The sequence below is a fragment of the Nocardia sp. NBC_01730 genome (assembly GCF_035920445.1).
In the GTDB taxonomy this organism is placed as follows: Bacteria; Actinomycetota; Actinomycetes; order Mycobacteriales; family Mycobacteriaceae; genus Nocardia.
In genome coordinates, this window is the sequence record NZ_CP109162.1 from 2459475 (window position 1) to 2482341 (window position 22867).

The 22867-nt window shown below is 66.7% G+C and carries 18 protein-coding genes and 2 pseudogenes; 9 read left to right on the forward strand and 11 right to left on the reverse strand.

All coding sequences use genetic code 11. From position 1 onward, the window contains the following. Nucleotides 1-6: 6 nt before the first annotated feature. The 3 genes from OHB12_RS09300 to OHB12_RS09310 all read left to right on the forward strand — a co-directional run bounded on the left by OHB12_RS09300 (nucleotide 7) and on the right by OHB12_RS09310 (nucleotide 3488). A complete protein-coding gene (locus OHB12_RS09300) occupies nucleotides 7-474 on the forward strand; it encodes a nuclear transport factor 2 family protein (RefSeq protein WP_327118075.1) in 468 nt (155 codons plus the stop codon). Continuing rightward, a complete protein-coding gene (locus OHB12_RS09305; RefSeq protein WP_327118077.1) occupies nucleotides 471-1385 on the forward strand; it encodes an alpha/beta fold hydrolase in 915 nt (304 codons plus the stop codon). Before OHB12_RS09300 ends, OHB12_RS09305 begins: the two co-directional genes overlap by 4 nt. A gap of 369 nt (nucleotides 1386-1754) precedes the next feature. Beyond that, nucleotides 1755-3488, forward strand: a complete 1734-nt coding sequence (locus OHB12_RS09310) for a WS/DGAT/MGAT family O-acyltransferase (RefSeq protein WP_327118079.1) — start codon at nucleotides 1755-1757, stop codon at nucleotides 3486-3488. Here OHB12_RS09310 and OHB12_RS09315 read toward each other — a convergent pair. From OHB12_RS09315 to OHB12_RS09325, 3 genes are all read right to left on the reverse strand, one after another. Beyond that, nucleotides 3475-5004 (reverse strand): AMP-binding protein, encoded by a 1530-nt coding sequence (locus tag OHB12_RS09315; RefSeq protein WP_327118081.1) that lies wholly within the window; start codon nucleotides 5002-5004, stop codon nucleotides 3475-3477. The two genes, OHB12_RS09310 and OHB12_RS09315, sit on opposite strands and share 14 nt — an antisense overlap. Nucleotides 5005-5105: 101 nt before the next feature. Then, on the reverse strand, nucleotides 5106-6233 hold the full coding sequence (locus OHB12_RS09320) for a DUF5938 domain-containing protein (protein WP_327118082.1): 1128 nt from the start codon (nucleotides 6231-6233) through the stop codon (nucleotides 5106-5108). Between the two features lie 42 nt (nucleotides 6234-6275). Beyond that, the gene (locus tag OHB12_RS09325) at nucleotides 6276-7079 is read right to left on the reverse strand and encodes an SDR family NAD(P)-dependent oxidoreductase (RefSeq protein WP_327118083.1); all 804 of its coding nucleotides are present in this window, start codon (nucleotides 7077-7079) and stop codon (nucleotides 6276-6278) included. 231 nt (nucleotides 7080-7310) lie between these two features. On the opposite strand from OHB12_RS09325, the gene OHB12_RS09330 reads away from it, so the two are divergent. Then, complete coding sequence (locus OHB12_RS09330; RefSeq protein WP_327118085.1) at nucleotides 7311-7946, forward strand: TetR/AcrR family transcriptional regulator; 636 nt, start codon at nucleotides 7311-7313, stop codon at nucleotides 7944-7946. A 158-nt stretch (nucleotides 7947-8104) separates the two neighbouring features. Here the strand turns inward: OHB12_RS09330 and OHB12_RS09335 are convergent, their stop codons facing one another. Next, nucleotides 8105-8392 carry a hypothetical protein gene (locus OHB12_RS09335; RefSeq protein WP_327118087.1) on the reverse strand — a complete coding sequence of 96 codons (288 nt, stop codon included), beginning with the start codon at nucleotides 8390-8392 and terminating at the stop codon, nucleotides 8105-8107. 266 nt (nucleotides 8393-8658) lie between these two features. On the opposite strand from OHB12_RS09335, the pseudogene OHB12_RS09340 reads away from it, so the two are divergent. Further along, nucleotides 8659-8772: pseudogene (locus OHB12_RS09340) on the forward strand (LLM class F420-dependent oxidoreductase); the annotation flags it as partial. Nucleotides 8773-9039: 267 nt separating this feature from the next. On the opposite strand, the gene OHB12_RS09345 reads toward OHB12_RS09340, so the two are convergent. Both OHB12_RS09345 and OHB12_RS09350 read right to left on the reverse strand, forming a co-directional pair. Continuing rightward, nucleotides 9040-9819 (reverse strand): helix-turn-helix domain-containing protein, encoded by a 780-nt coding sequence (locus OHB12_RS09345; protein WP_327118089.1) that lies wholly within the window; start codon nucleotides 9817-9819, stop codon nucleotides 9040-9042. A gap of 244 nt (nucleotides 9820-10063) precedes the next feature. Further along, on the reverse strand, nucleotides 10064-11344 hold the full coding sequence (locus OHB12_RS09350; protein ID WP_327118091.1) for an ATP-binding protein: 1281 nt from the start codon (nucleotides 11342-11344) through the stop codon (nucleotides 10064-10066). 157 nt (nucleotides 11345-11501) lie between these two features. Between OHB12_RS09350 and OHB12_RS09355 the strand changes: the two are divergent. Further along, nucleotides 11502-11717 (forward strand): annotated as a pseudogene (locus OHB12_RS09355) (ABC transporter permease); the annotation flags it as partial. Nucleotides 11718-11726: 9 nt separating this feature from the next. After that, complete coding sequence (locus OHB12_RS09360) at nucleotides 11727-13190, forward strand: aminotransferase class I/II-fold pyridoxal phosphate-dependent enzyme (protein WP_327118093.1); 1464 nt, start codon at nucleotides 11727-11729, stop codon at nucleotides 13188-13190. Nucleotides 13191-13497: 307 nt separating this feature from the next. Here OHB12_RS09360 and OHB12_RS09365 read toward each other — a convergent pair whose 3' ends face one another. From OHB12_RS09365 to OHB12_RS09380, 4 genes are all read right to left on the reverse strand, one after another. After that, on the reverse strand, nucleotides 13498-13836 hold the full coding sequence (locus OHB12_RS09365) for a histone-like nucleoid-structuring protein Lsr2 (protein ID WP_327118095.1): 339 nt from the start codon (nucleotides 13834-13836) through the stop codon (nucleotides 13498-13500). 309 nt (nucleotides 13837-14145) lie between these two features. Then, nucleotides 14146-15357 carry an alkane 1-monooxygenase gene (locus OHB12_RS09370; RefSeq protein WP_327118097.1) on the reverse strand — a complete coding sequence of 404 codons (1212 nt, stop codon included), beginning with the start codon at nucleotides 15355-15357 and terminating at the stop codon, nucleotides 14146-14148. Between the two features lie 133 nt (nucleotides 15358-15490). Further along, on the reverse strand, nucleotides 15491-15946 hold the full coding sequence (locus OHB12_RS09375; RefSeq protein ID WP_327118099.1) for a low affinity iron permease family protein: 456 nt from the start codon (nucleotides 15944-15946) through the stop codon (nucleotides 15491-15493). Between the two features lie 497 nt (nucleotides 15947-16443). Then, the gene (locus OHB12_RS09380; protein WP_442799997.1) at nucleotides 16444-16857 is read right to left on the reverse strand and encodes a DUF7144 family membrane protein; all 414 of its coding nucleotides are present in this window, start codon (nucleotides 16855-16857) and stop codon (nucleotides 16444-16446) included. Nucleotides 16858-17486: 629 nt separating this feature from the next. On the opposite strand from OHB12_RS09380, the gene OHB12_RS09385 reads away from it, so the two are divergent. Together OHB12_RS09385 and OHB12_RS09390 are read left to right on the forward strand one after the other, a co-directional pair. Further along, nucleotides 17487-19931: a helix-turn-helix transcriptional regulator gene (locus OHB12_RS09385; protein ID WP_327118100.1), complete on the forward strand. Its 2445-nt coding sequence runs from the start codon at nucleotides 17487-17489 to the stop codon at nucleotides 19929-19931. A 56-nt stretch (nucleotides 19932-19987) separates the two neighbouring features. Beyond that, entirely contained in the window at nucleotides 19988-21643 is a 1656-nt protein-coding gene (locus OHB12_RS09390) for an alkaline phosphatase D family protein (RefSeq protein ID WP_327118101.1), read from the forward strand. Between the two features lie 19 nt (nucleotides 21644-21662). Here OHB12_RS09390 and OHB12_RS09395 read toward each other — a convergent pair whose 3' ends face one another. Next, nucleotides 21663-22805, reverse strand: a complete 1143-nt coding sequence (locus tag OHB12_RS09395; RefSeq protein ID WP_442799998.1) for a metallophosphoesterase — start codon at nucleotides 22803-22805, stop codon at nucleotides 21663-21665. Nucleotides 22806-22867 lie beyond the last annotated feature (62 nt).

Consider the following 22867-nt stretch of genomic DNA (forward strand, 5'->3'; position numbering starts at 1 on the left):
AAGCCGGTGACGGACTGGCCTGTGGTGCACGAACGGGTGCTGACACTGTTCGGCGCCGGATGGGACAAGCCGGGGCCGCACGCGTGGGACGACCTGCTCGACCCGGATGTCGAATTTGTGCAACCGATGTTGCGCGACGGCCGAGGCCCCGCATCCTGGTGGGGCGAAGCCGAACGGCTACTGGAGTTGCTGCCGGACTTGCGTGGGGACGTGCTGGAGTGGGCCGGCCACGACGAGACAATCTTCATTCATGTCCGCTTTCGCGCCACTCTGGGCGGTGAGACGTTCACCTGGCAGGCCGTGGACGTGCTGCGAGTGAACAACGACGGACGGCTGCTGCGGCGGGAGTCGTTCTTCGACTCGGCGCCGCTGGCGCGCACCGTCGCGTTGCGACCACATGCTTGGGCGGCGTGGTGGCGATCCGGAATCGCGCCGCTGTCGGTGCGACGCCGTATGCGGCGGAGGCGCCGATGAGCGACACGACCTGGCGTGACCCGTCCCTCGGGGACCGCCGCGAAGTCGACTTGTCCTCGGGCACGGTGGCATACCACGATGCCGGGTCCGGGCCGGTGCTGGTATTCGTGCACGGGTACCTGGTCAACACGAATATCTGGCGCAAGCTCGTGCCGTTGCTCACCAACGAATTCCGCTGCCTCACACCGGATTGGCCGCTGGGATCACACCTGATTCCGATGCGCCGCGAAGCGGACCTGACACCGATCGGGATCGCCGGGATGATCGCGGAATTCCTCGAGGCGCTCGACTTGCGTGCGGTCACCCTGGTCGGCAACGACTCCGGCGGCGCCTACAGCCAGATCGCAGCCTCCCGACACCCCGATCGGCTGGCCCGGCTGGTGCTCACCGACTGCGAGACACCCGACTGCACGTGGCCGCCGACACCCGGCGGATTCGGGCTGCTCAAAGCCACCGCGGTGCATCCGGCCAGCTATCGGGCGCTCTATCAGGTGCTGCGGGTGCGCCGAACCTGGCGATGGCGCAACACTTACGGCTCGCTGGCCAAATATCCGATCGACGCACGAGCGATGAACAGCTACATCCGCCCGGTGCTGAACGATCCGGCCATCCGGGTGGACGGCCGCAAGGCGATCGGCAGTGTGTCGGCGCGATTCAGCCGTGCCGCGGCCGAGGAACTCACCACACGCTTCGGCAAACCGGTGCTGCTGGCGTGGGCAGCCGAGGACCCGGTCTTCCCGCTCGACCACGCGCGCCGGTTCGCCATCCGACTCGGTGCGCCACTGATGACCATCGCCGATAGCTACACCTACACCGCCGAAGACCAACCCGCCCGCACCGCCGACGTGCTCGGAGACTGGCTCCACGCCACCGCCACCGACTCGACCGGAACAGCGAAAGGCCTCCCGTGACGGGCATGGACGCGGTATCCGCATCTTCGACGGCTCGGCATGCAGGTCGAACAACGGTCGGTTTGCACAGATTTAACGCATAGGCCACACGTTCGCGAGGCGCAGGAGAGCTTCGGCGGTAAGCTGGCTGTCGCGTCAACGACATCGCTACCGAGTGGGCAGTGCGGCACCTCCGGGTCGTTGCGTCCATGCCGCGTCGGCATGGCGGCATCATCGAACTTGTTGGAGGAAGTCCGAACACGGTCGCTCGTGCTCAGATTTCTCGAATTCGTCGTGCCTGACGCGCAATTCGATACTTCCGCGTTGGCCCCGATCCGATCCGGACCGAGCGACGATGTCCAAGTCAGCGGCTGACACATGCGGAGAACTATGACTCGATCGGACAGATCCGTCGGCAAGCTGGAAATCGGCGAACTGGCAGGCAGAATCTACGACACCGGAAAAACCCTGTCGCAACAGCTGGCCGGACTGTTGTCCCCGAGCAGCACTGAACACAGGAAACGCTATATCAGCGTCCGGACGACGACCCCGGGCGATCGCAGCACGGGTGAACCGGACGACGCCGAAAGCTCGCCGACGATGATTCCGGTATCGGCGGAATCATCGCAGCCCAGACAGTTGAGCGCGCTCGACGCCCAACTCCTCGACGCGGAGTCCCCGACGATGCTGCTGCACGTCGGCTCCGTCACCATCCTCGCGCCGCCCGGCGAGGCCGACGCACCCTTGACCATCGCGGAACTGCGGCAATTGATCGCCGACCGGCTGCACTTGGTCGCACCGCTGCGCTGGCGGCTGCGCACCGTGCCTCTTGGCCTGGACTTGCCGTATTGGGAGGACTGCTCCGCCATCGACCTCGGGTACCACGTCCGGGCGGCGCACCTGCCGGGCGGCGCCACCGACTCCCAGCTTGCCGATCTCGTCGCCCGACTGCACGCGACGCCGTTGGATCGGACGCGTCCGCAATGGGAATGCCACCTGATCTCGGGGCTGGAGGATGGCCGCCAAGCCCTGTACACCAAAGTTCACCATGCGGTCATCGATGGTGTTTCCGGTGCCGAAATCATGGCGGCGCTCCTCGATGTCGTCGCCGAGGCCCCGCACTGTGCACTGCCGATGGCCGGCATCCGGCTGGATCCGAAGCCGACCATGTCGCAGATGCTGAGCGGCAGCCTCACGCACACGGTCACCCGTCAGATCGATCGGGTCAAGGCACCACTGCGGCTGGGACCGGCGCTGCGGCAGGCGGTAGCCGATATCCGCGTCGCGCATCGCGAACTGCCGTTCACAGCGCCGAACACCGCCGAACGCGCCTTCGCTTTCGTCTCGCTGTCTCTGGACGACGTCAAGAAGGTGAAGAACAGCTTCGGTGGAACGGTCAACGACGTGGTCATGGCACTGTGTGCCGGGGCCTTGCGCCGATGGCTCGTCGACCACGCCGCCGAACCCGAAAAGCCGCTGCTGGCAGCCGTTCCCGTATCGGTACGTACCGCCGAACAATTCGGCACCGCGGGCAACCATTTCTCGATCATGCTCTGCCCGTTGCCCATCGACGAACCGGACGCACAGCACCGTTTGAAGCTCACGCACACCGCGCTGTCGGAGGTGAAGGAACGGTTCCGCGCCGCTTCGCCGACCGTGCTGCACGACATGACCTCCGTCCTCCCTCCGGTCCTGCATGGGCTGACCACGCGCACGCTGCTTCGACTGGGCGCACCCGCCATGCCCCTTGCCGATGTCATCATCTCCAATGTGCCCGGTCCGCAGTTCCCGCTTTACGCGGCCGGACACCGAGTTATGGCAAGCCATCCCGTCTCGGTCCTCACCGATCTGACCGGGGGGCTCAACATCACCGTCATGTCCTACGACGGCCATCTCGACTTCGGCATCCTCGCCTGCCCGAACACCGTGCCAGACGTGTGGAAGCTGGCACGATATCTGGACGACGAGCTCGCGGAATTGCTGCCGATGAGCGAGACCGAGGATCCCGACCGGCATTTCGAAACAGCAATGGCGCCGACGAGACCCGGCGAGACCACGTCACGGACGGTGAGTCGCGCTCGATTTCCGACCCGGTCCGCACAGTTCCCAGTCAGCCGAGCCTAGCCTTGACCTCGGTCTTGAGGACTTTGCCGATCTTGGAACGAGGCAGGTCGGGCCAGATCTCGACCTGCTTGGGAGTTTTCACGCTGCCGAGGCGGTCTTTGACGAAGGCTCGGAGATCGTCGGAGGTGGCAGTGTGGCCGGCGCGGGTCTGGATCACCGCGGTCACCCGTTCGCCCCATTTCGGGTCCGGGAGTCCGATCACGGCGCAATCCTGGACCGCGGGGTGGGCCAGCAGCGTCTGCTCGACCTCGGCGGAGTAGACATTGAATCCTCCGGTGATGATCATGTCCTTGGCACGGTCGACGATGTAGAGATAGTTGTCCTCGTCGAGGTAGCCGATGTCGCCGGTGTGGTGCCACCCGAATCTGCCCGCGTCGGCGGTGGCTTCGGGGTTCTTGTAGTACCCGGCCATGACCAGCGGACCACGGACGACGATCTCGCCGCGCTGCCCGGCGGGCAGCAGGGTGCCGTCGTCGTGCATGATCGCGACTCGGGTCAGCGGTGTAGGCCGTCCGACCGAGGACAGGCGTTCGCGGGCGAGGGACCCGTCGGCACGGAAGTGTTGCCGTGGCGCCAGAGTCGAGATCATCATCGGCGCTTCGGACTGCCCGAACAGCTGCGCCATCACCGGTCCGATCCGTCCGAGGGCTTCTTCGAGACGAGCCACCGACATCGGTGCCGCGCCGTACCACAGGCATTGTAGGGAGCTCAGATCGGTGGTGGCGAGCGCAGGATGATCCAGCAGCAGGTAGATCAGGGTCGGCGGCAGGAAGGTGTGCGTGATCCGGTGCCGTGGCACCAGCAACAGGAACTCCGCCAGGTCCGGCGCGGGCATGACGATGATCTCGCCGCCCAGCGCGAGAACAGGGAAACACAGCACCCCGGCCGCATGGGTCAGCGGCGCCAGCGCGAGGTAGCGCGGGCGGCCCTCGAAGGGGTAGCTCATCAGCGTCAGCGCCGACATCGTCTCGATATTGTGCCCGGTCAGCACCACCCCTTTGGGACGCCCGGTTGTTCCACCGGTACCGACCAGCAGGGCGATGTCATCGATCGGCTCGACCTGCCACGGCTCGTCCCCGACACCGCGGATCCATTCTTCGAACGGGACGGCATCGGGAACCGCACTGCCGTCCAGACTGATCAGTGTGACCAGTTTCGGCAGGTCCCCGACGATCGTGGCGACCAGCGGCGCGAACGAATCCTGGAAGATCAGGCACGTGCAGTCGAAAAGGTCCAGCAGGTCCCGGTTTTCGTGGGCCTCGTTGCGAGGATTGATCGGGCACCACACCGCACCCGCCCGTGCGATACCGAAAACGCAACCGAACGCAACCGCGTTGTTGGCTGACAGTATCGCCACCTTCTCGCCAGGATTCACCCCGGACCGTTCCAGCGCGCGAGCGACCTGCCAGGAAAGCCGCTGGACCGCGCCGTAGGTCAGCGTCTGGCCGTTCATGGTCAGGCAGGGTGCAGCCGCGCCGAGTGTGGTGCCCTTGTCGAGGTAGTCGGTCAAACGCACGGGTGATCCTCGTATCGTCGAAAAAATGTCAGGAAGCGTAGTCGCGACCCAGCGGCCGGCGCGACCCACCGAATAGGAGGTGCGCCGACAGCCGGGCCGGGTCAGCTGTGCACGGTCAGAACCGGTTCCATGACGAGTCCGAAACCGCGCAGCACACCCAGCAGTTCACGGTGGCCGAACGCCTGGCAACCGGAAGCGAAGCCGGCACGCTTCGGCGAGGTTTGCAGCAGCGTGTACGCCGCGTACGCCTGCAACAGGCCGGTTTGCTTGTAGTTGCAATTGCCGTAGATGACGCAGTGCGCGCGCCCCAGGGGGCCCGACGCGTACACCGAGTCCAGGGAGGTATTGATCCGCGGGTTCTCTCGCGGCGGCATCTCATTCATCACGCCCGCCGCCTGCTCGGCGAGCACCTTGTACTTCTGTTCCTGCGGAAGATCTTTCACCTGTTCGACGACGCCCGCCACGATCTGTGGCACACCCTGCATCAGCGCCCGGTTGAAGACCCCGCCCAGCACTTTGACGTTGGCCACCCGCGGGTCGCGTTTGAACCACACCGGATGCGACGTGCCGCCCCACGGCAGCGCCAGTTCGGTCTGATGCTGCCCCGGCACCACCACGTCGTACAGTCCGGCATCGGCGGGCCATTCCACGTACTGGTTCTGCTCCAGGTAGTAGGCCTTCGACAGCGCCGCGTTGACCAGGATGGTCCGCGTCGACGCGATGGTCGGGAATCCTTTCCAGAACACCTGGATATCGAGGGTATCCAGGCCGGGGGTCTCCAGGCAGATATCGGCGGCGATCTCACCTGTCGTATACATATGTGCGAGACCCGGCGACAGTAATAGTTCTCGGTCTGCCATCCGCTGGCCGTAGTTCTCGTCGCAGTCGATCAGCCAGTCCTGTTCGCCGGTGGTGTCCAGGTAATGACACTCCGCGTCGAGGCATGCCTCGACGACCTCCCGGCCATACTGCGAGAACGGTCCCACCGTGTTGCAGACGACGCGCGCCCCGCGGAACAGCTCGGTCAGCGAGGCGAGCTCGTGTCCGACCTCGACCACCTCGTAGTCGGCCGTCTCGATACCGGGGATTTGGTCCATTGCCTGCTGGATGCGCACCTTGTCGCGTCCAGCCGCGACGAAGGGAACATTGAACTCGCGCAGATATTCGCACACCAACCGGCCGGTGTAGCCGGAGGCGCCGTAGACGATGACGGGCTTGTCAGTGCTCATGGAAATCGAACCTTTCGTGATAGCCGGTGTGCCTGACCGCGGTCACATACCCATGCCGCCGTCGACCGGCAGGCCGACTCCGGTGATGAAGCGGGCGGCGTCCGAAGCCAGGAACACCACGGCGTCGGCCATGTCGGAAACCTCGCCCAGCCGCCCCTGGGGAGTCAGCCCCACCACCGCGCCGACCGCCTCCTCCGGACTGCCGAACAGCCCGATGTCCGCGACGTCCTTGGCGAGCTGACTGCCCATCGCGGTGGGAACGAGCCCGGGATAGACACAATTGACACGGACGCCGTAGCCCAGCTTGCCCGACTCCATGGCCGCGACCCTCGTGAGCCGATCGACACCGGACTTCGTCGCCGAATACACGGCAATGCCTGGAAACGCGATGGTCGCGGCGACCGATGCGATATTGACGATCGCCCCACCCCGACCCGCCGGACCGCCGGGGCGCATCGCACGGAAGGCATGTTTGATGCCCAGTGCGGTGCCGAGCACGTTCACCTCGAGCATGCGGCGAATCTCGCCGGGATCGAGATCGACGATCAGGCGGGTGATCTCGATCCCCGCGTTGTTCACCACGATGTCCAGCCCGCCGAGCGCATCGACGACGGTGGCCGTGGCCTGCTCCCATGCGGCATCGTCGGTCACGTCCAGCGGAACGAACTCGGCGGTCGCGCCGGAACTGCGGAGCGACTCGACGGTGTCCTTCCCGAGGTCTTCTCGGACATCACCGATAGCGACGGCCGCACCGGCACGCGCCAGCGCCTCGGCCATCCCGGCCCCGAGCCCGCGCGCCCCACCGGTAACCAACGCCTTGCGTCCGACCAGGTCGTATCCACTCATCCGACATCTCCTCCTCGAGATGAAATGCTCATTCGGCTGCCGCCACCATCACCCGGTTCCGCCCTCGGACCGGCCGGAGAGTGCGACGTGGATCACAGCCTATCGAGATTTTGACAGTCGTCAAGACTTTTCTTGACGACTGTCCAAATCTTGCGGCGCGACCGCGCCGACCTCGCGATAAACTGATGCGTGCCCGCAGACAGTGGGCGAGAAGACGGGAAGAAGTCCACGGTGACCGAGATCGTCGAGACGAGCCGCGAGCGGATATCACGCCGCCGGGTCGACAAGTTCGGCGAGCGCCGGGCCCAGCTGGCCGCCACGGCGCTGCACACCCTCGCCGAACTCGGCTATGCCCGCACCAGCCTGCGGGAGATCGCACAGAACTCCGAGTTCTCCCACGGCGTGCTGCACTACTACTTCAGCGACAAGAACGACCTCATCACCCACGCGGTCCGCCAATACGAGGTCATCTGCGTGACCCGTTACGACGAAGTCGTCGCCGCCGCACAGACTTCCGAAGAACTGCGCAACGGCTTCGCCGCCGCCATGGCCGCCACCCTCGATGCCGACGCCCACCTGCACCGGCTCTGGTACGACCTGCGCAACCAGAGCCTGTTCGAGGAGTCCTTCCGCGACGACGTGCTCGAGATCGACCAGCGTCGGGAAGACATGATCTGGCGCGTCGTCAGCCGCTACACCGAACTCGCCGACGCGATTCCCACGGTTTCCTCCGGCATCGCCTACGCAGTCTTCGACGGCATGTTCCAGCAAGCGCTGCTCCGCAAGCTCGGCGGAAACCCCAGCGCCGCAACAGATCTCCACGCCAACGTGGAACAGCTGCTGGACCGGCTCACCGTCTGCGACTGACGTGCCGCTCGACCGACGTGTTACCACCGTCGCTCCGTCGGGCGTCGCGGCAGTCTACACACGAGCACACACCTGTGGTCGCCGAAACCGGAACAAGCGATACCCAGCCGACAGAGGTTGACAGGCACATCATCTCGCTGAGCCGGAAGAGCTTCCCGTCAGGGCTTTCCTCCCGGATGTTCTTGCAGATGCACGAACATCATCCCTAGACTGGAGCGGGTCCAGTAGAGAGAAATTGCGGAGATTCCGAGGAGGCAAGCGGGATGCTGTTGTCGCCCCCGAATAGACGGCAGGCAGCTGACGGAAGTACCGAACGGCGCGGTCACCGCCTCGGACTCGAGGATGTAGCAGTCGAATTCGGTATCGATGCGATACGTGAGCGAATAGCCGAGCTTCGTCTCGCCGGCCTGCATCATGTCGCCTCGGTCATCGAACGTGAAATGCACACTGTCATGGCGCGCCTGAGCCCGAATCCGTTCCCCGACGATTCACAGCTGGATCCGGCGAGGATGTAGCGCGCGTGTCGCCACGCTGCCGCCTGCATGCCCACCAGACCATGGCGCGCTGATCCCGGAAGGTTTCACCAATCCATGGCAGTAGACACCGCACTCCGGCGGCCGGTGCACTGGATCCCGCCTCGGCGAGGGCCCGTTCCGGCGGGCACCGCGCCTGGGCCCGTCGGGCGCGCTGACGCGCCGGGAAGGCGACTGACATGTGTTTCACCTACGCCGAGACCATGACCGACCCGTCGTACTACCTGCCGCTGGCCAAGGCCGCCGAAGACGCGGGATACACCTCGATGTCGGTGGCGGACAGCGTGGCGTATTCCGATCGTCGGCGGCAAGTACCTGTGGCAGCATCGCTCCGCGCTCCGTAGTCGCGTTCGGACGGGCAGTGCCGGAATCGGCATCCGCCAGCCAGGCCAGCCCTGCGGCCTCCGCTGCGAAGACCGGCGTCGGCGCTGCCGAGGCTTTGACGAAAACAGTTCGGCCGTCCAGCAATTCGGCGCGGGACAGCGTCCACGCGTGGCGTGAGCCGAGGTCGGTGACGCCGCGGACCGGGCCGAGGCGGGCGGCGAGACGCTCGGAGAGCTTCATCGGGCGTTCGCGGTGAGGCGCTTCATGGTGTCCTCGTCGGCGGGGAAAAACGACTCGATGGCCAGTTCGGCGACCGTGACGTTCATCGGAGTGCCGAACACCGTCGTGACACTGAGGAACGACAGCTCCGCCCCTTCGTGCTCGATCCGCAGCGGGACGACCGCCTGATCTGGTTCGGGCAGTGTCAGCTCGACCTCGCCACCGGGATAGGAGCGCAGTTCGTCGAGTAGGTCGGCCAACTCCGGGGAACCGGTGACCTCGGCCTGCCGCGCCAAACGGGCGAAAATGTGGCCGCGCCATTCGGCGAGGTTGGTGATGCGGCCGGCCATCCCGTCGGGATGCAGGCTCAGGCGCAGGGCGTTCACCGGCGGGGCCGCGAGTGCCGGATCGATGCCGGTGAGCAGCAGCCCCACGCCGGCATTGGCGTCGATCATCGTCCAGCTCTGATCGATGGCCAGCGCCGGGAAGGGCTCGTGCCCGGCCAGGATCTTGCGCATGGCGCCGCGGACCGCGTCCATGGCGGCCGTGTCCAGAGCGGGTTCCGCGTAGGCGGGAGCGTAGCCCGCGGCGAGCAGCACGCGGTTGCGTTCGCGCAACGGGATCTCCAGGTGCTCGGCCAGGTGCACGATCATGGTTCGGCTCGGCGTGGCGCGCCCGGTCTCGATGAAGCTCAGATGCCGCGCCGAGGTGTCGGAGCGCCCGGCCAACTCCAGCTGGCTCAGCCTGCGCTCCAGACGCCAATGTCGCAGTAGGTCACCGACCGTTGGGGTATTCACTTCGCCGATCCTACGAACGACGAGCGGCCTCGACCATTACCTCGCGGGTAATCGAGCTTGCGCGGCGATGATCGCCCGAACATTCGATGACTGTTCATGTACACACCCCTCCACTCGATGCCCCGTGTGTGACGAGAGCCCAGTTTGTTCGGCGGCCAGGTTCGCGGCCTCACGGCCACTAAACATACGACCAGTCGTATGTTTAGTGCAACCATGTCACACCCCCCATTCGGCGCGCACGCCCTCACAGTCGGGTGTAGTCCCTCTGGTCCTGCTCGAACGCCGTCAGGATCTCGGGCGTCAAGGTCGGTCGGGTGCGGGCGACGGCGGTCAAGTAGTCCTCGGTATTCGCGGGTTCGCTGGTGTCGTCGCGCATTGCGCGTTCGAACGCGGACTGTGCGCCCGCGCGGGCCGCGTACTCGATGTCGGCGGGAGTGAATTGCGCCGTGGCGTCGATCAGGCGGTCGAGGTCGATGGTTTCGGCGGCGGGACCGAGATACCGTTGCCAGATCGCGTTCCGTGCGGGTGCGTCCGGCGAGCCGACCGGAATCACGTAGTCGAATCGACCGGGCCGCAGGAATGCCGAGTCCAACGAGCGAACCGAGTTTGTCGCGCAGATCAGCAGGCGGCTGTAGTTTTCCCGGAACGCCGGTATCAGCTTGAGCAGCTCGTTGGTGACTCCGTGCGCGGCGCTCGTCGCCGTACCCGAACGCGCGACCGCGATCTCCTCCACCTCATCGATGAACAACAGCAGCTCGTCGAGTTCGGCCAGGTCGGCGAATACCTCGCGCAGCGAAGCTGCGAGCCCTCCCGTCGCCGCGGCGGCCAACCGGGACGGGAACAACTCGACGAACGGCCAGCCGAGTCGCGACGCGACCGCTTTCGCGAAACTGGTCTTGCCGGTCCCCGGTGGCCCGAACAGGATGACGCTCTTGGGTGGTAGAACCCGATAACGCTCGGCCACATCGGGATTCGCCAACGGCAGCACGATCCGGCGTTCGATGACCTCCTTCTCACGATCCATCCCGGCCATCGACTGCCACAGTCCCGGTGGGAGCAGCCGCCCGCCCAGTTCGGTCAGCAGGGTGGACTTCGCGGGGGCCAACGGCTCGAGCAGCTCGTAGTAGACGAGGCCGGCCCTGCGCAGGTACCCGGAATTCTCGAACGCCACGGATCCGGTGGCGCCCTCGGGGACGAGGGTGCAGATCCTCCGCACGCCGTTCGACCGCAGCCGCCGCTCCAGTTCGGCGAGCAGTGCGCTGCCGATCCCGCGCCGCCGCCACCGCGCCGCCAGCGCCACCAACAGGACCCAGGCCCGCTCACCCTGGATTTGGGCGACCGCCATCCCGACCATCTCGCCACCGACCTCGGCCACCACCGCCGACTGTCTCGCTCGCGCTGCCGCCATCACCTCCGCCAGCGCGAAGACCGGCTCGTCCGCGGTTGGCACACGGCTTTGCTCCCAGATCTGGATCGCCTGATCCAGATCATCGTCACGGAACTCGCGTAGTCGCCATACCGGCATACGTACCTCGAACGGCCATCGGCGGACTCGGCCGTTCCTCTCAGTAAACACCCCCGGGCAGCCCCGCAGCGACGAAAACACGACCCGGAATGGATAGCGTGGGCAGTCACAAGCGGGCAATCCGTACTTCACGGGACCCCGGCCACATGGGCCAGACCGCACCGTCGGCCTGGTCACCCTGCCCGGCGCGTTCGTCGGTGTCCTGCTCACCAGCGGCTCGGCCGCCCAAGCCGCGGCGGCCCAGATCCTCGTGCTGATCGGACTGCTCCTGGCACAATCCTGCGCCGTCGCGGTCACCATCGAACTCGTCGCCCGCAGGAAAGTCCGCCGCACCGGCCAAGAGCAGGCGTGTGCCGCCGCCGATTCCGGGTAGGCGGTAGTCGTGAATCACACAAGAGCTCCGCTCCTGGAAGCGCTGGCCGACTATCACCGCCTCGGCAGGTACGGGTTCACACCGCCGGGGCACCGGCAAGGTCGAGGTACCGACGAGCGCGTTCTCGAGGTGATCGGGCGGGACGCGTTCGAGTCCGATGTTTTGCTCACGGCAGGCCTGGACGACCGCCTGTCGCGGGGCGGATACCTCACCCGGGCCGAAGCGCTCATGGCCGACGCGGTGCGCGCCGAAACCGCGTTCTTCTCCACGTGCGGAAGTTCGCTGTCGGTCAAGGCGGCCATGATGGCAGTCGCGGGTGGACAGGACGGAGGCCTGCTCGTCGCGCGCGACAGCCACAAGTCGATCGTGGCAGGGCTGATCTTCTCGGGCGTGCTGCCGCGCTGGATCACGCCGAGATGGGACGCCGCCCGCCATTTCTCGCATCCGCCCTCCCCACAAGAGGTGCGCCGGGCATGGGAGCAGCATCCGGACGCAGCGGGCGCGTTGATCGTGAGCCCGAGTCCGTACGGCACCTGCGCGGATATCGCCGGTATCGCCGAGGTCTGCCACCAACGCGGCAAACCGCTGATCGTCGACGAAGCCTGGGGGGCCCATCTGCCGTTTCACGAGGACCTGCCGACTTGGGCGATGGACGCGGGCGCCGATATCTGCGTGGTCAGCGTGCATAAGATGGGCGCGGGCTTCGAACAGGGCTCGGTCTTTCATCTGCAAGGCGACCTGGTCGATCCGACCAGGCTCAGCGAATGCGCCGACCTGCTGATGACGACCAGCCCGAACGTGCTGATCTATGCTGCGCTGGACGGCTGGCGCAGGCAGATGGTCGAGCGCGGGCACGAGCTGCTCGGGTCGGCGTTGCGCGTCGCCGACCAGGCCAGGCGACAGTTGGCCGAGATTCCCGGCATCACGGTGCTCGAGAAGGAGCTGCTCGGCGCCGAGGCATCCCATGACCTGGACCGCATGCAGGTGCTGATGGATGTGTCCGGCACCGGGGCCAGCGGCTACCAAGCGGCGGACTGGCTGCGCGAGCATCGCCGTATCGACATTGGCCTCACCGATCACCGCCGGGTGCTCGCAACGCTGTCCATGGCCGACGACAAGAGCACCATCGACACCCTGATCGACGCGATCGGGAACTGGCGCGGACAACTGCACGATCCCGCGCCGCCGCGCATCACACTGCCCTCGCCCTCCGACCTGGAATTGGAGACCGCGATGCTGCCCCGCGACGCGTTCTTCGGGCCCGTCGAAGCGGTGCCCGCAGAGGAGGCCGCGGGCCGGATCGCCGCCGAGCAGCTCACGCCGTACCCGCCGGGCATCCCCGTGGTCGTCCCGGGCGAGGTGCTGGACGCGGCCGTCGTCGACTACCTACGCACCGGCCTGGACGCGGGCATGAACGTACCCGACGCCGCCGACTCGCGACTGCGCACGATTCGTGTCGTGGTCGGCACCTGATCCGAAAGTCTCAGCGATCCGCCGACAAGCACGCACGCGAGCTGGCCGAACTGGCGCGGCGGACCAGGATCACAGTCGCGGTGGCGGAGAGCTCCCCCGCCGCCGCAATGGTGGTCGCTTACCCGGTCCGGCACCGCTATCGCGATCGGCGAAGATTCCCGGGCGGCGGGTCGCGGCCGGGCGGCGGCCGACCGCGGTGCGATGTGCTTCCCACCGCACGACGGTTTCGTGGCCGCCGAACCGGCACAGCGAGGCTACCCAGCCCGCCGATGTGCGAATCGCTTCGGCGCTACTGCTTCCAGCGCCGCTACCCGTTGGCCTTCTTGTAGGCCTCGACGACGTCGGCCGAGATCCGCCCGCGGGCCGACACATCCATGCCGTTCTTGCGCGCCCACTCCCGGATGACCGTGGCCTGCTCCCGATCGGTCGCCGACCGCAAGGCACCACCGCCCCGGCCCCGACGTGCGCGACCGACCTTGCGGGCGTACGGAATCCACTGTTCGAAGAACACGCGCAACTGCCCGGCGTTGTCCCCCGACAAGTCCATCTCGTAGGCCGCGCCATCCACGGCGAATGACACCGTTTCCTCGGCCTGAGACTTGCCGTCGTAGTCATCGACCAGTGTCACGACGACCTTGCGTGCCATAGAGATAATCCCTTCACGGTTACCGAGCGCGTACAGTCGAAAAAACAATCGTAGCCAGTAGATAACAGATCTGTTGCGCCGCCCGGAACGCCGGGGGTCCTTCTCGCACCGCCATATACACCGATGCCCCGGTCAGACTCGGGAACGATCAGTACCAACGGTGGCTCCGTGCTGTACGGCGGATTGGCGAGGCCCAGCCGGAATGCACCCTCGGGCTCCGCTTTCCGCGCCTACCCCCACTCCGGCAGGTCGTCGCCACACTCGTTCTCGGGCCGCTCGGGCTCGCACACAGCTTCTTCTCGCCTGACGTCATGACCCGGCACTGCCGGCACCTGTCCGATCCGGGCGTTGGCGCCAGGTGGCGACCGCCCCGGCGGACCCCACGGTGACGCGGTGACGTCGTGTCCGCCGTTTGGCGTTCACCAGTGTGATATCCCCTCCGTAGTGGGCCAGCACGCGGTGGTCCATGACCGCGCGCCACAGCGGAGGCACGGCGGCGAGTAGGACCATGGTGGCGTAGCCGGCCGGAAGTTGCGGCGCCTGCTGGGAACTGCGCAGGGTTTGGTAGCGGCGACCTGGGTTGGCGTGATGGTCACTGTGGCGCTGCAGGTGGAACAGAAAGAGATTCGTGATCAGACGGTCGCTGTTCCAGCTGTCGCGTGGCGAACACCGTGCGTAGTGCCCATTCGGGCGGCGCGGGCGCAGCAGCCCGTAATGCTCGACGTAGTTCACCGTCTCCAGCAACCCGGCACCGATCAGTGCCTGGAGCGCCAGAAACGGGACAATGCCGACTCCGAAGATCAGGATGAGCGTGCCGAACAGCACCGCGCTCATCGCCCAGGCATGCAAAATGTGATTCCCGCTACTGAACCAGGGTTTTCCCTTTCGGGCAAGACGCTCACGTTCCAAGGCCATCGCCGAGCGAAAACCGCCGGCCATGCTGCGCGGCAGGAATGCCCACAGCGACTCGCCGAACCGGGCGCTGGCCGGATCTTCGGGTGTGGCGACTCGCACGTGATGGCCACGGTTGTGCTCGACGAAGAAATGCCCGTACCCGGATTGCGCCAGTGCAATCTTCGCCAGCCACCGTTCGAGGTGTTCGGACCGATGCCCCAGTTCGTGGGCGGCGTTGATGCCGATGCCGGACACGAAACCCAGGGTCACGGCCAGTCCGAGCTTGTCCAACAGGCTCAGCTCGCCACCGGCCCACAGGTATCCGGCGATGAACAGACCGGCGAACTGCATCGGCAGGAACAGGTAGGTACACCAGCGGTAGTAACGGTCGTTCGACAACAGCTCGTAGTCCTCATCGCGAGGATTGGTGCCATCCTCCCCGACCGCCCAGTCCAGGATAGGGATCAGCACCAGCACGATGAACGGCCCGATCCACCAGAACACTTCCAGCCCTGTTCGCGCCACCGCCTGCGAGGGAAGCAGGGCGCAGGCCGGAGCAATCAATCCTAGGACCCAGAGATAGCGCTTGGGGTCGCGCGCATCCGCGCGCATGCGGAATAGGTTCATAGTCGTCTCGCTGGTCAACCAGCACAACAACAGTCGAGATCGTGTCCGTCACAGAAGCTTGCGCTGACTTGTCGTTCAAGGATAGCTGTTTCTCGCCATGAGACCGCGAACTGTTACAGACATCGGAAAAGAACTAGCAGGAGTCCTCGACCGTGGTGGCCCGCGTGGTCGCGAGAATGGTTCGCGCGACCGACTGCGGCTCGTCGAAACGCTCCTCACCGCGACAGCACAGCGCGGAATCGGTACCCGGCTCGCCCTTCACGACCGACAACGCGTCCGCGAGCGCGTTGAGTTTGACCTGCATCGCATAGGTGGCGCGACTGTGCGTGTTGTGCAACAGGGCGACGAGGACGAACGTGACTATCGTCGTCGCGGTGGTGAGCAGCCGTGGCCAGTTCTCGACGTCGCGTGCGAACACCAAACTCACCACACCCGTCAGCATCAGCGCGGCAGCAAGCACGAAGAACAAGCCCTTCGACACCAACGTGCCTGCCACGGCGGCGAAATCGTCGAACACAGAGGCCGGTCGCACCACATCCGTGGGCATCATCACCACCATTACGGCGGACTGCTTGGTGTGGTTACCCACAGTAGAAACCCCTTCCCATCGCCACGCCGCGGTATCTCCGCACTACCCTGCACCCGCACCAAACGCCAACCGGGCCGCGGTGACCACCCTCCGCGTACCCGATCTCGCCTGCCGCACTCCGGCAAGCGCCACAAGACATTCGGTGCTGATCGCCACTGGGCTGGGTGTCAGACGCCATCGATTTGCTCGCGCGTGGCTGCTCGACCGCCGAACTCGACTAGGCCAGCGGCCTTTCAGATCCGATGGCGGACATCACCCCTGGTCAGCGCAGGCTTTTGCCGGGAACGCATCCAGATGTGGACCGTGGGCGGCACGTCGGCTCATCGTCGACGATGCTCTTTAGATCGTTTGCCAGCCCCGCCAACTCACTCGACCACGCCTGCCCGACGGCACGGAATCAGTTCTCCGCGCCGCACTGCGGTCTCCGGGCCCGCGATCACCGCCCGGTACCCGCGCGAAAGGGGGACGCCGTGCACGACGTTGTCAGCGGATGCCGGTCAGATCGCCTCCGGCTTCCATGTGGCAATGGCCCAGATCACCACGACGTTCAACGCGATCACCAGGATCGACCAGGCCGGGTAGTACGGCAGCCACATGAAGTTTCCGAGAATCGACAAGGCCGCGACGCAGATCGCCGCGACCCGCGCCCAGGTGGCGCCGGTCATCAACCCCAACGCGGCGATGATGAGCAGGATGCCAAGCACGATATGGATCCAGCCCCATCCGGTGGTGTTCATCTTGTAGGCATAATCCGGCCCAACGACGAGCAAGGCGTCCGCTGCGACGGCGGAGATGCCCTCGAAGATCGACAAAACACCGACGGTCAGCAACAGAATCGCGGCAGCGATGGACGTGCCCGCCGCGAAACCCTGGCGCACGGGATGTTGGCGCGGTTCGGTCATGTGCGTCATCGATCGCCCCCTTTCTCGGGAAGTAGTGGACGTCTTTCGAATCTCCTCCCTGCGCGCGGTCGGGCACTTCACCCGTTCGGGATGACTCGGCGCCGAACCGGCGCCCCGTGCCCACATGGTGGCGAGGCGGTACGGCCGGGAATTCCTCTTCCACGATCCGGGCCGATCGACGGTGCACCGACCCGGCATCTCGACGCGTCGGTTGCGCTGCGGTGACGACCGAGGCCGGGCGTTGCGCTCGGCACCATCCCGCGCCGGAGCCAGCACGGACCGCGTGACCGAGAACGACCACGACGACGCCGATCAGCAAATCGGCGATCCGACCTCACCCTGTGTGGGTGAAATTTCGATAACTACCGCAAATGATCTGATCTGCGAGCGGTACATTTCGATACCTAGGCGCGGTAGTGATCTTTCAGCACACGGCCGAGGGAGGCACGGTGACTGCACTGCACGGCACCGATCGACGCAGCATATCCTCGGCTGGCGCCGGAATCGCGTCGGAGATCCCGTCCTTGCCGTTCGCACCGATTGCTCGGGCGGATATCTATGCTGACATCGACGCCGTCGCACACACATGCAATGGTCGTGTGCTGCTCATCAGCGCACCCGCGGGGAGCGGAAAGACCGTGCTTCTCACAGATTGGGCCGCCCGGCGTTCGTCACACGCCGAGTGCGAACACGAGGTGGCGTGGCTGACCATCACCGAACACCTCAGCGACCCGGCCGCGCTGTGGACCGCTATGAGCAAGCGACTCCGCATCACCACACCGCCGCGCCGCCCCGGTCCAGTCACGGCGGACCCGGCTCACCTGATCGAGGCCCTCACCGCGCGGACCTCGCCCACGGTGCTGGTCCTCGACGACGCTCATCTGATCAGCGATCCGCTCGCACTCGCCGGACTCGAATACTTCCTGCACCACGCGCCGCCCGGTCTCACGACGGTGCTGTGTGCCCGTTTCGCTCCGCCGATCCGCTGGCATGTCCTCGATCTGCCCTCGCGGCTGACCCGCTGGGGCGCGAGCGAACTGGCCTTCACGCCCGATCAGGTCCGCGCGCTGTGCGGCGACCACGGCTGCGAACTCACCGACGCGGAACTGGACACGCTTGTCGCCCTCACCCGAGGATGGGCCGCACTGGTGCGTATCGCCGCGATCCACCTTGCGGCATACCCGGACGACCACGCGGCCGCGCTGACCGTCCTCGCGCGCCCACCGCATGCGGTCTCCGACTTCCTGGTCGGCGAACTCGTCGACGCTCTGTCGCCCACGCTGCACCAGTTCCTCACCTACACCAGCGTCCCGGTCTCGTTCACCGAGCAGCTCGCCGACCAGTTCGTCGGCGGCGGCGCCGGGCACTGCCTCTACGAACTCGACCGGATCAGCTTCCCGATCGTTTCCGTCGTGCGCGGCAACGCGGTGTGGTTCACCTATCACCCGATGCTGCGAGCTTATTTTCTTGCCCAGGCCGATCGGCTCGGGCCGGAACTGCGCTCGGATCTGCAAGTGCGGTCGGCGCGCTGGTTGCGATCCGCTGGCCTGCTGCGGGACGCGCTCCCCCATCTGCTCGCCGGGCCCGACCGGCGGCACCTGGGTGAATTCTTGTCCGAGTGCGCACTGACAATGGTCCTCGACGGTGAGGGTGACGCACTGTTCGACGCAGTTGCCCGTGCGGCACCCGAACTGCTCGACGATCCTTTCCTGTGGCTGGTCCGGGTCGTCGACGCGCTGGTCCGCGGCAACATCGCCGCCGCGATCCCCTGTCTCGACACGGCAACGGCACGGCGGGCCACCAAGAAGTCCTTCGCGCCAACGGACCGGGTGGACGCACTCGCGCTCGCCGCGGCGGTCGACGCCGCCGTGACCAGCGGCACGGTGGTCGGCGAACTCCCGCACACCGTCGCGCCGATCGGCGAACCGGATTTCGACGCATACACCTCGATCCAACTCGCCACCGCGCTGATCGCCCGCGGCGAGATCGCGCGCGGCGAGGAGCTGCTGCAGTCGAGTCTCGCGCTGGCCGAACACATATGCCATCCCCGGCTGGTGCTGCACGCGCTCGCCCGGCTCGCTTTCGCGGCGAGCGCCGTCGACAGCGTCGACGCGATGCGCGACCGCGCTGCCCGCGCGCTGGCCGTCGCCGCCGAGCACGGCCTGCTCGAAGCGACCGATGCCGTCCAGGCGTCTACCATCGCCGCCTACGGCGCCTACCTGCACGGCGACGAGCCCGATCCGGCGCAGGTGGCCGCCGCACTCGCGGTCCGTGTCGATCACGACGGGTCGACCGGTCCCGTCGCCGGGTGGCACGGCAATGTCATCGGCCATCTCCTCGCCATCGATCGGGCCGACGACCAAGGCGCGGCGGTCGACGCACTGCGCCGGAATCTGCTGCTGGTGTTGGAGATGAAGACGCTGCCGAACACGACCGGCAGCCTGGTTCCGCCTGTGGTGTGGGCGCTGCTGCGCGTGCAGGAGGCCGCAACGGCACACCTGTTGGTCGACCGTTCTCGCGGCATCGTCGGCAACCTGCCCGATATCCAGCTCGCCGATGCCGCCCTGACCTACGCGGCCAACCGGCCCAAGGCGACCTGTGCCCTCCTCGAACCTCTGCTCGACGGCGCGGCGGCCCTGCATCCGGTCAGCGAGATCACCGGCTGGCTGTTGTACGCCACGGCTCAGCATGACTCCGGTGCGCCGTCGAAGGCCGTCGCTGCGCTCGACAACGCGTTGCGCGCCGCCGCGCCACAGCGGCTCGTGCGACCGTTCCTCGACGTGCCGACCGCCATCCCACTGCTGGACCGCTATGTCGGCCGGTTCGGCCGAGACGAGCGATTCGCCGACCTCGTCCGGCGCCATCCCGCCGCGCGGCGGCGGCCGACCTACCCGGCGTTGACACACACCGAGATGACCGTGCTCAAGAGGCTCCCGTCCGGCCGCACGGCCCAGCAGATCGCCGCCGAACTGGGCGTTTCGGTCAATACCGTGAAGACTCACTTGCGCGGCATCTACGCCAAACTTGGGTCGAACTCGCGGATCGACGCCCTCGACAACGCCCGCCGCGGCGGTTTGCTCTGAGCCGGGTTCGGTTTCGTCTGTCATCGCGCGACCGGGCGTAGCCCGTACGCTGATGTATGGCTTTGTGTCGTCGGCAGTTGTTACGAGTGGGTGCCGCGGGATCGGCCGCGGTGCTGGTGGGGACGGCGGCGGCGAGCAGCGCTCGGTTCCCGGCGCCGCGGTGGCCGGGGGACCCTTTCGCGCTGGGGGTGGCATCGGGCGATCCGACGCCGGACGGTGTGGTGCTGTGGACGCGGCTGGCTCCGGACCCGTTGGCACCGGACGGGCTCGGTGGCATGTCGTTGGATCCGGTGACCGTCGAATACGAGGTCGCGCAGGACGAGAATTTCCGGCAGCTGGTGGCGCGGGGGACCGCGGTGGCGACGCGCGCACTCGGCCACAGTGTGCACCCGGAAGTCCAGGGGTTGTCACCGGATCACTGGTACTTCTATCGGTTTCGGGCCGGGTCGGCGATCTCGCCGGTCGGGCGGACCCGCACGGCTCCGCCGCCTGGACAGCCCCTCGCCCGGCTACGTTTCGCGTTCGCCTCGTGCCAATCGTGGAGCTCCGGCTATTACACCGCCTACGAGCACATGGCCAGGGAAGACCTCGACCTGGTCGTGCATCTGGGCGACTACATCTACGAGCGCGCCTGGATACACGGCCGCGAGGGAATCACGGTGGGACCACACTTTCGCGACGAAGCCGTCGATCTTCCCGGCTACCGGCTGCGCTATGCGCTCTACAAGGCCGAGCAACCGTTGCGCGCCGCGCACGCCGCGTTTCCGTGGCTGGTCACCATGGACGATCACGAGGTCGACAACAACTGGGCGGGTGACGCGCCCGGCGCTGGGTTCGATATCTCCCGTTTTCGCGCCCTGTTCCGCCGCCGCCGGGCCGCCGCCTTCCAAGCCATGTACGAACACCAGCCGCTGCGGATCGCGCAGCTGCCGTCCGGGCCGTCGGTACGTTTGCACCGCCGCTACCGGTTCGGCGACCTCGCGGAGATCACCATGCTCGATACCCGGCAATATCGCACTCAGCAGGCGTGTGGCGGGACGGCCGGGCCCGACTGCGCCGACCGGTTCGCCACCGATCGCACGATATTGGGTGCAGGGCAACGGGATTGGCTGATCGACGGCCTCGCCCACTCCCCAGCCCGCTGGCAGGTCATCGGCAACCAGGTGGGCATGAGCCAGAACGACAGCGACCCGGGCCCCGGCGTCAGGGTGTCCACCGACTCCTGGGACGGCTATGTCGCCGACCGCAACACCGTGCTCGGAGCGGCCGCCGACCGAGGGGTCCGCAACCTGGTGGTGATCACCGGCGACCGGCACGAGAACCACGCCGCCCACCTGCGCCGCGACTACGTCGATCCCGAATCACCCGTCGTGGCGGCGGAATTCACGGGAACGTCGATCTCGAGCAACGGCGACGGAGCCGATCTCAACGACAAGGGGCGTCTGCTGCTGGCCGCCAATCCGGATCTCGAGTTCTTCAACGCGCAGCGCGGGTACGTACGCGTCGAGCTCGACCATCAGCTGTGGCGCAACGACTTCCGCGTCGTGCCCTACATCCGCCGCCCCGGCGCACCCATCCACACCCGCGCCAGCTACGTCGTCCAAGACGGGGTGCCCGGGGTCACCGAGGCATGGCGGCCCGACAACTCGAGCGAGCCAGGATCCGCAGCCGATGCCACCGGACCGATCGACAGCACCCGCGGTACCCGCTGACACGTGTCCGACCGCGCCCTCAGCTGCTCGCCGACTCCGAACGCAGGACAAGAACGGTGATTTCACTCGGGGCGAAGACACGCAGTTGCGGTCCCCAGAAGCCGGTGCCGCGGCTGGTGTACAGCTGGGTACGTTCGCCGTGGCGGCTCAGGCCCGCGACGACGGGCTGGTCGAGGCGAACCAGGTAGTGGAAAGGCCAGATCTGGCCGCCATGGGTATGGCCGGAGATCTGCAGCGCTATGCCCGCCGCGGCGGCGTCGGTGATCTGTTTGGGTTGATGGGCGAGCAGGACGACCGGCGCGTGCGGGTCCGCACCCGCGAGTGCGGCGGGCAGGTCGGGGCCATGACCGGTCAGGCCGACGCCGGTGGGGTCGTCGATGCCCGCGATCACCAACTGGTCGTCGCCGCGGCGCACCGTCTCGTGCTGGTTGTGCAGCGGCTGCCAGCCGAGAGACGCCATGTGGTCGATCCAGCCCTGTGCGTCGCCGAAATACTCATGGTTGCCAGTGATGTAGAACCTGCCGAGTTCGGCCTCGACCTTGCCGAGCGGGTCGACCTGCGGGTGCCGCTTCGCCACCGAGCCATCCGCGAGATCACCCGCGTGGCAGGCGATATCGGGGCGCTGCGCGTTCACGACTTCGACCACACGTTCCGACCAGCGCAACCGGTCGAGTGCGGCGAAGTGGGTGTCGGTGACAACCACCATGCGCAGGCCGTCCAGGGCAGGCCCGAGCCCCGGGATGACGACATCGACCGTGCGCACCCGGGGCACGCGACGCGCCTCGACCACTCCCCACACCACCAGGACGGTCGCGGCGGCGAGCACGCCCACCGCGACGACGCGGGAGCGAGCCGGATCGTCGACGCCCGCGACAGCCAACCCCATCCGCGCGAGGTTCCCGAACACCGACCAGGTGAACACCACCCACAGCACGCCCAGCAGCGTGTCGCCGACGATGGACGCGGCATCCGACTGCGCGGGCCCGTGTCCGAGGAACATCGCCGCAGGAAGGCAGACGAACCCGAGCAGGAACAGCGCGGAACCGATCCAGAACAGCGGCCCGGCTCCCTGAGCGGGCGCTTCCACCAAGGTCCACCAGGGAAGCAGGAACAACACTGCGGGAATCGCCAGAAACAGCATCAGGCGGGACACGTACTTCAAGTGGACTCATCCTCGTCGGCGCAGGTACAGCGCGCGGTCCCTCCCCCGGCGCCATGGGGCGC

Excerpts from the sequence above, each read along its gene's own strand:
- OHB12_RS09325 (WP_327118083.1), bottom strand. The coding sequence starts at position 7,079 with ATGAGTGGATACGACCTGGTCGGACGCAAGGCGTTGGTTACCGGTGGG.
- OHB12_RS09310 (WP_327118079.1), top strand. The coding sequence starts at position 1,755 with ATGACTCGATCGGACAGATCCGTCGGCAAGCTGGAAATCGGCGAACTG.
- OHB12_RS09305 (WP_327118077.1), top strand. The coding sequence starts at position 471 with ATGAGCGACACGACCTGGCGTGACCCGTCCCTCGGGGACCGCCGCGAA.
- OHB12_RS09365 (WP_327118095.1), bottom strand. The coding sequence starts at position 13,836 with ATGGCACGCAAGGTCGTCGTGACACTGGTCGATGACTACGACGGCAAG.
- OHB12_RS09370 (WP_327118097.1), bottom strand. The coding sequence starts at position 15,357 with ATGAACCTATTCCGCATGCGCGCGGATGCGCGCGACCCCAAGCGCTAT.
- OHB12_RS09350 (WP_327118091.1), bottom strand. The coding sequence starts at position 11,344 with ATGCCGGTATGGCGACTACGCGAGTTCCGTGACGATGATCTGGATCAG.
- OHB12_RS09380 (WP_442799997.1), bottom strand. The coding sequence starts at position 16,857 with ATGACGCACATGACCGAACCGCGCCAACATCCCGTGCGCCAGGGTTTC.
- OHB12_RS09320 (WP_327118082.1), bottom strand. The coding sequence starts at position 6,233 with ATGAGCACTGACAAGCCCGTCATCGTCTACGGCGCCTCCGGCTACACC.
- OHB12_RS09390 (WP_327118101.1), top strand. The coding sequence starts at position 19,988 with ATGGCTTTGTGTCGTCGGCAGTTGTTACGAGTGGGTGCCGCGGGATCG.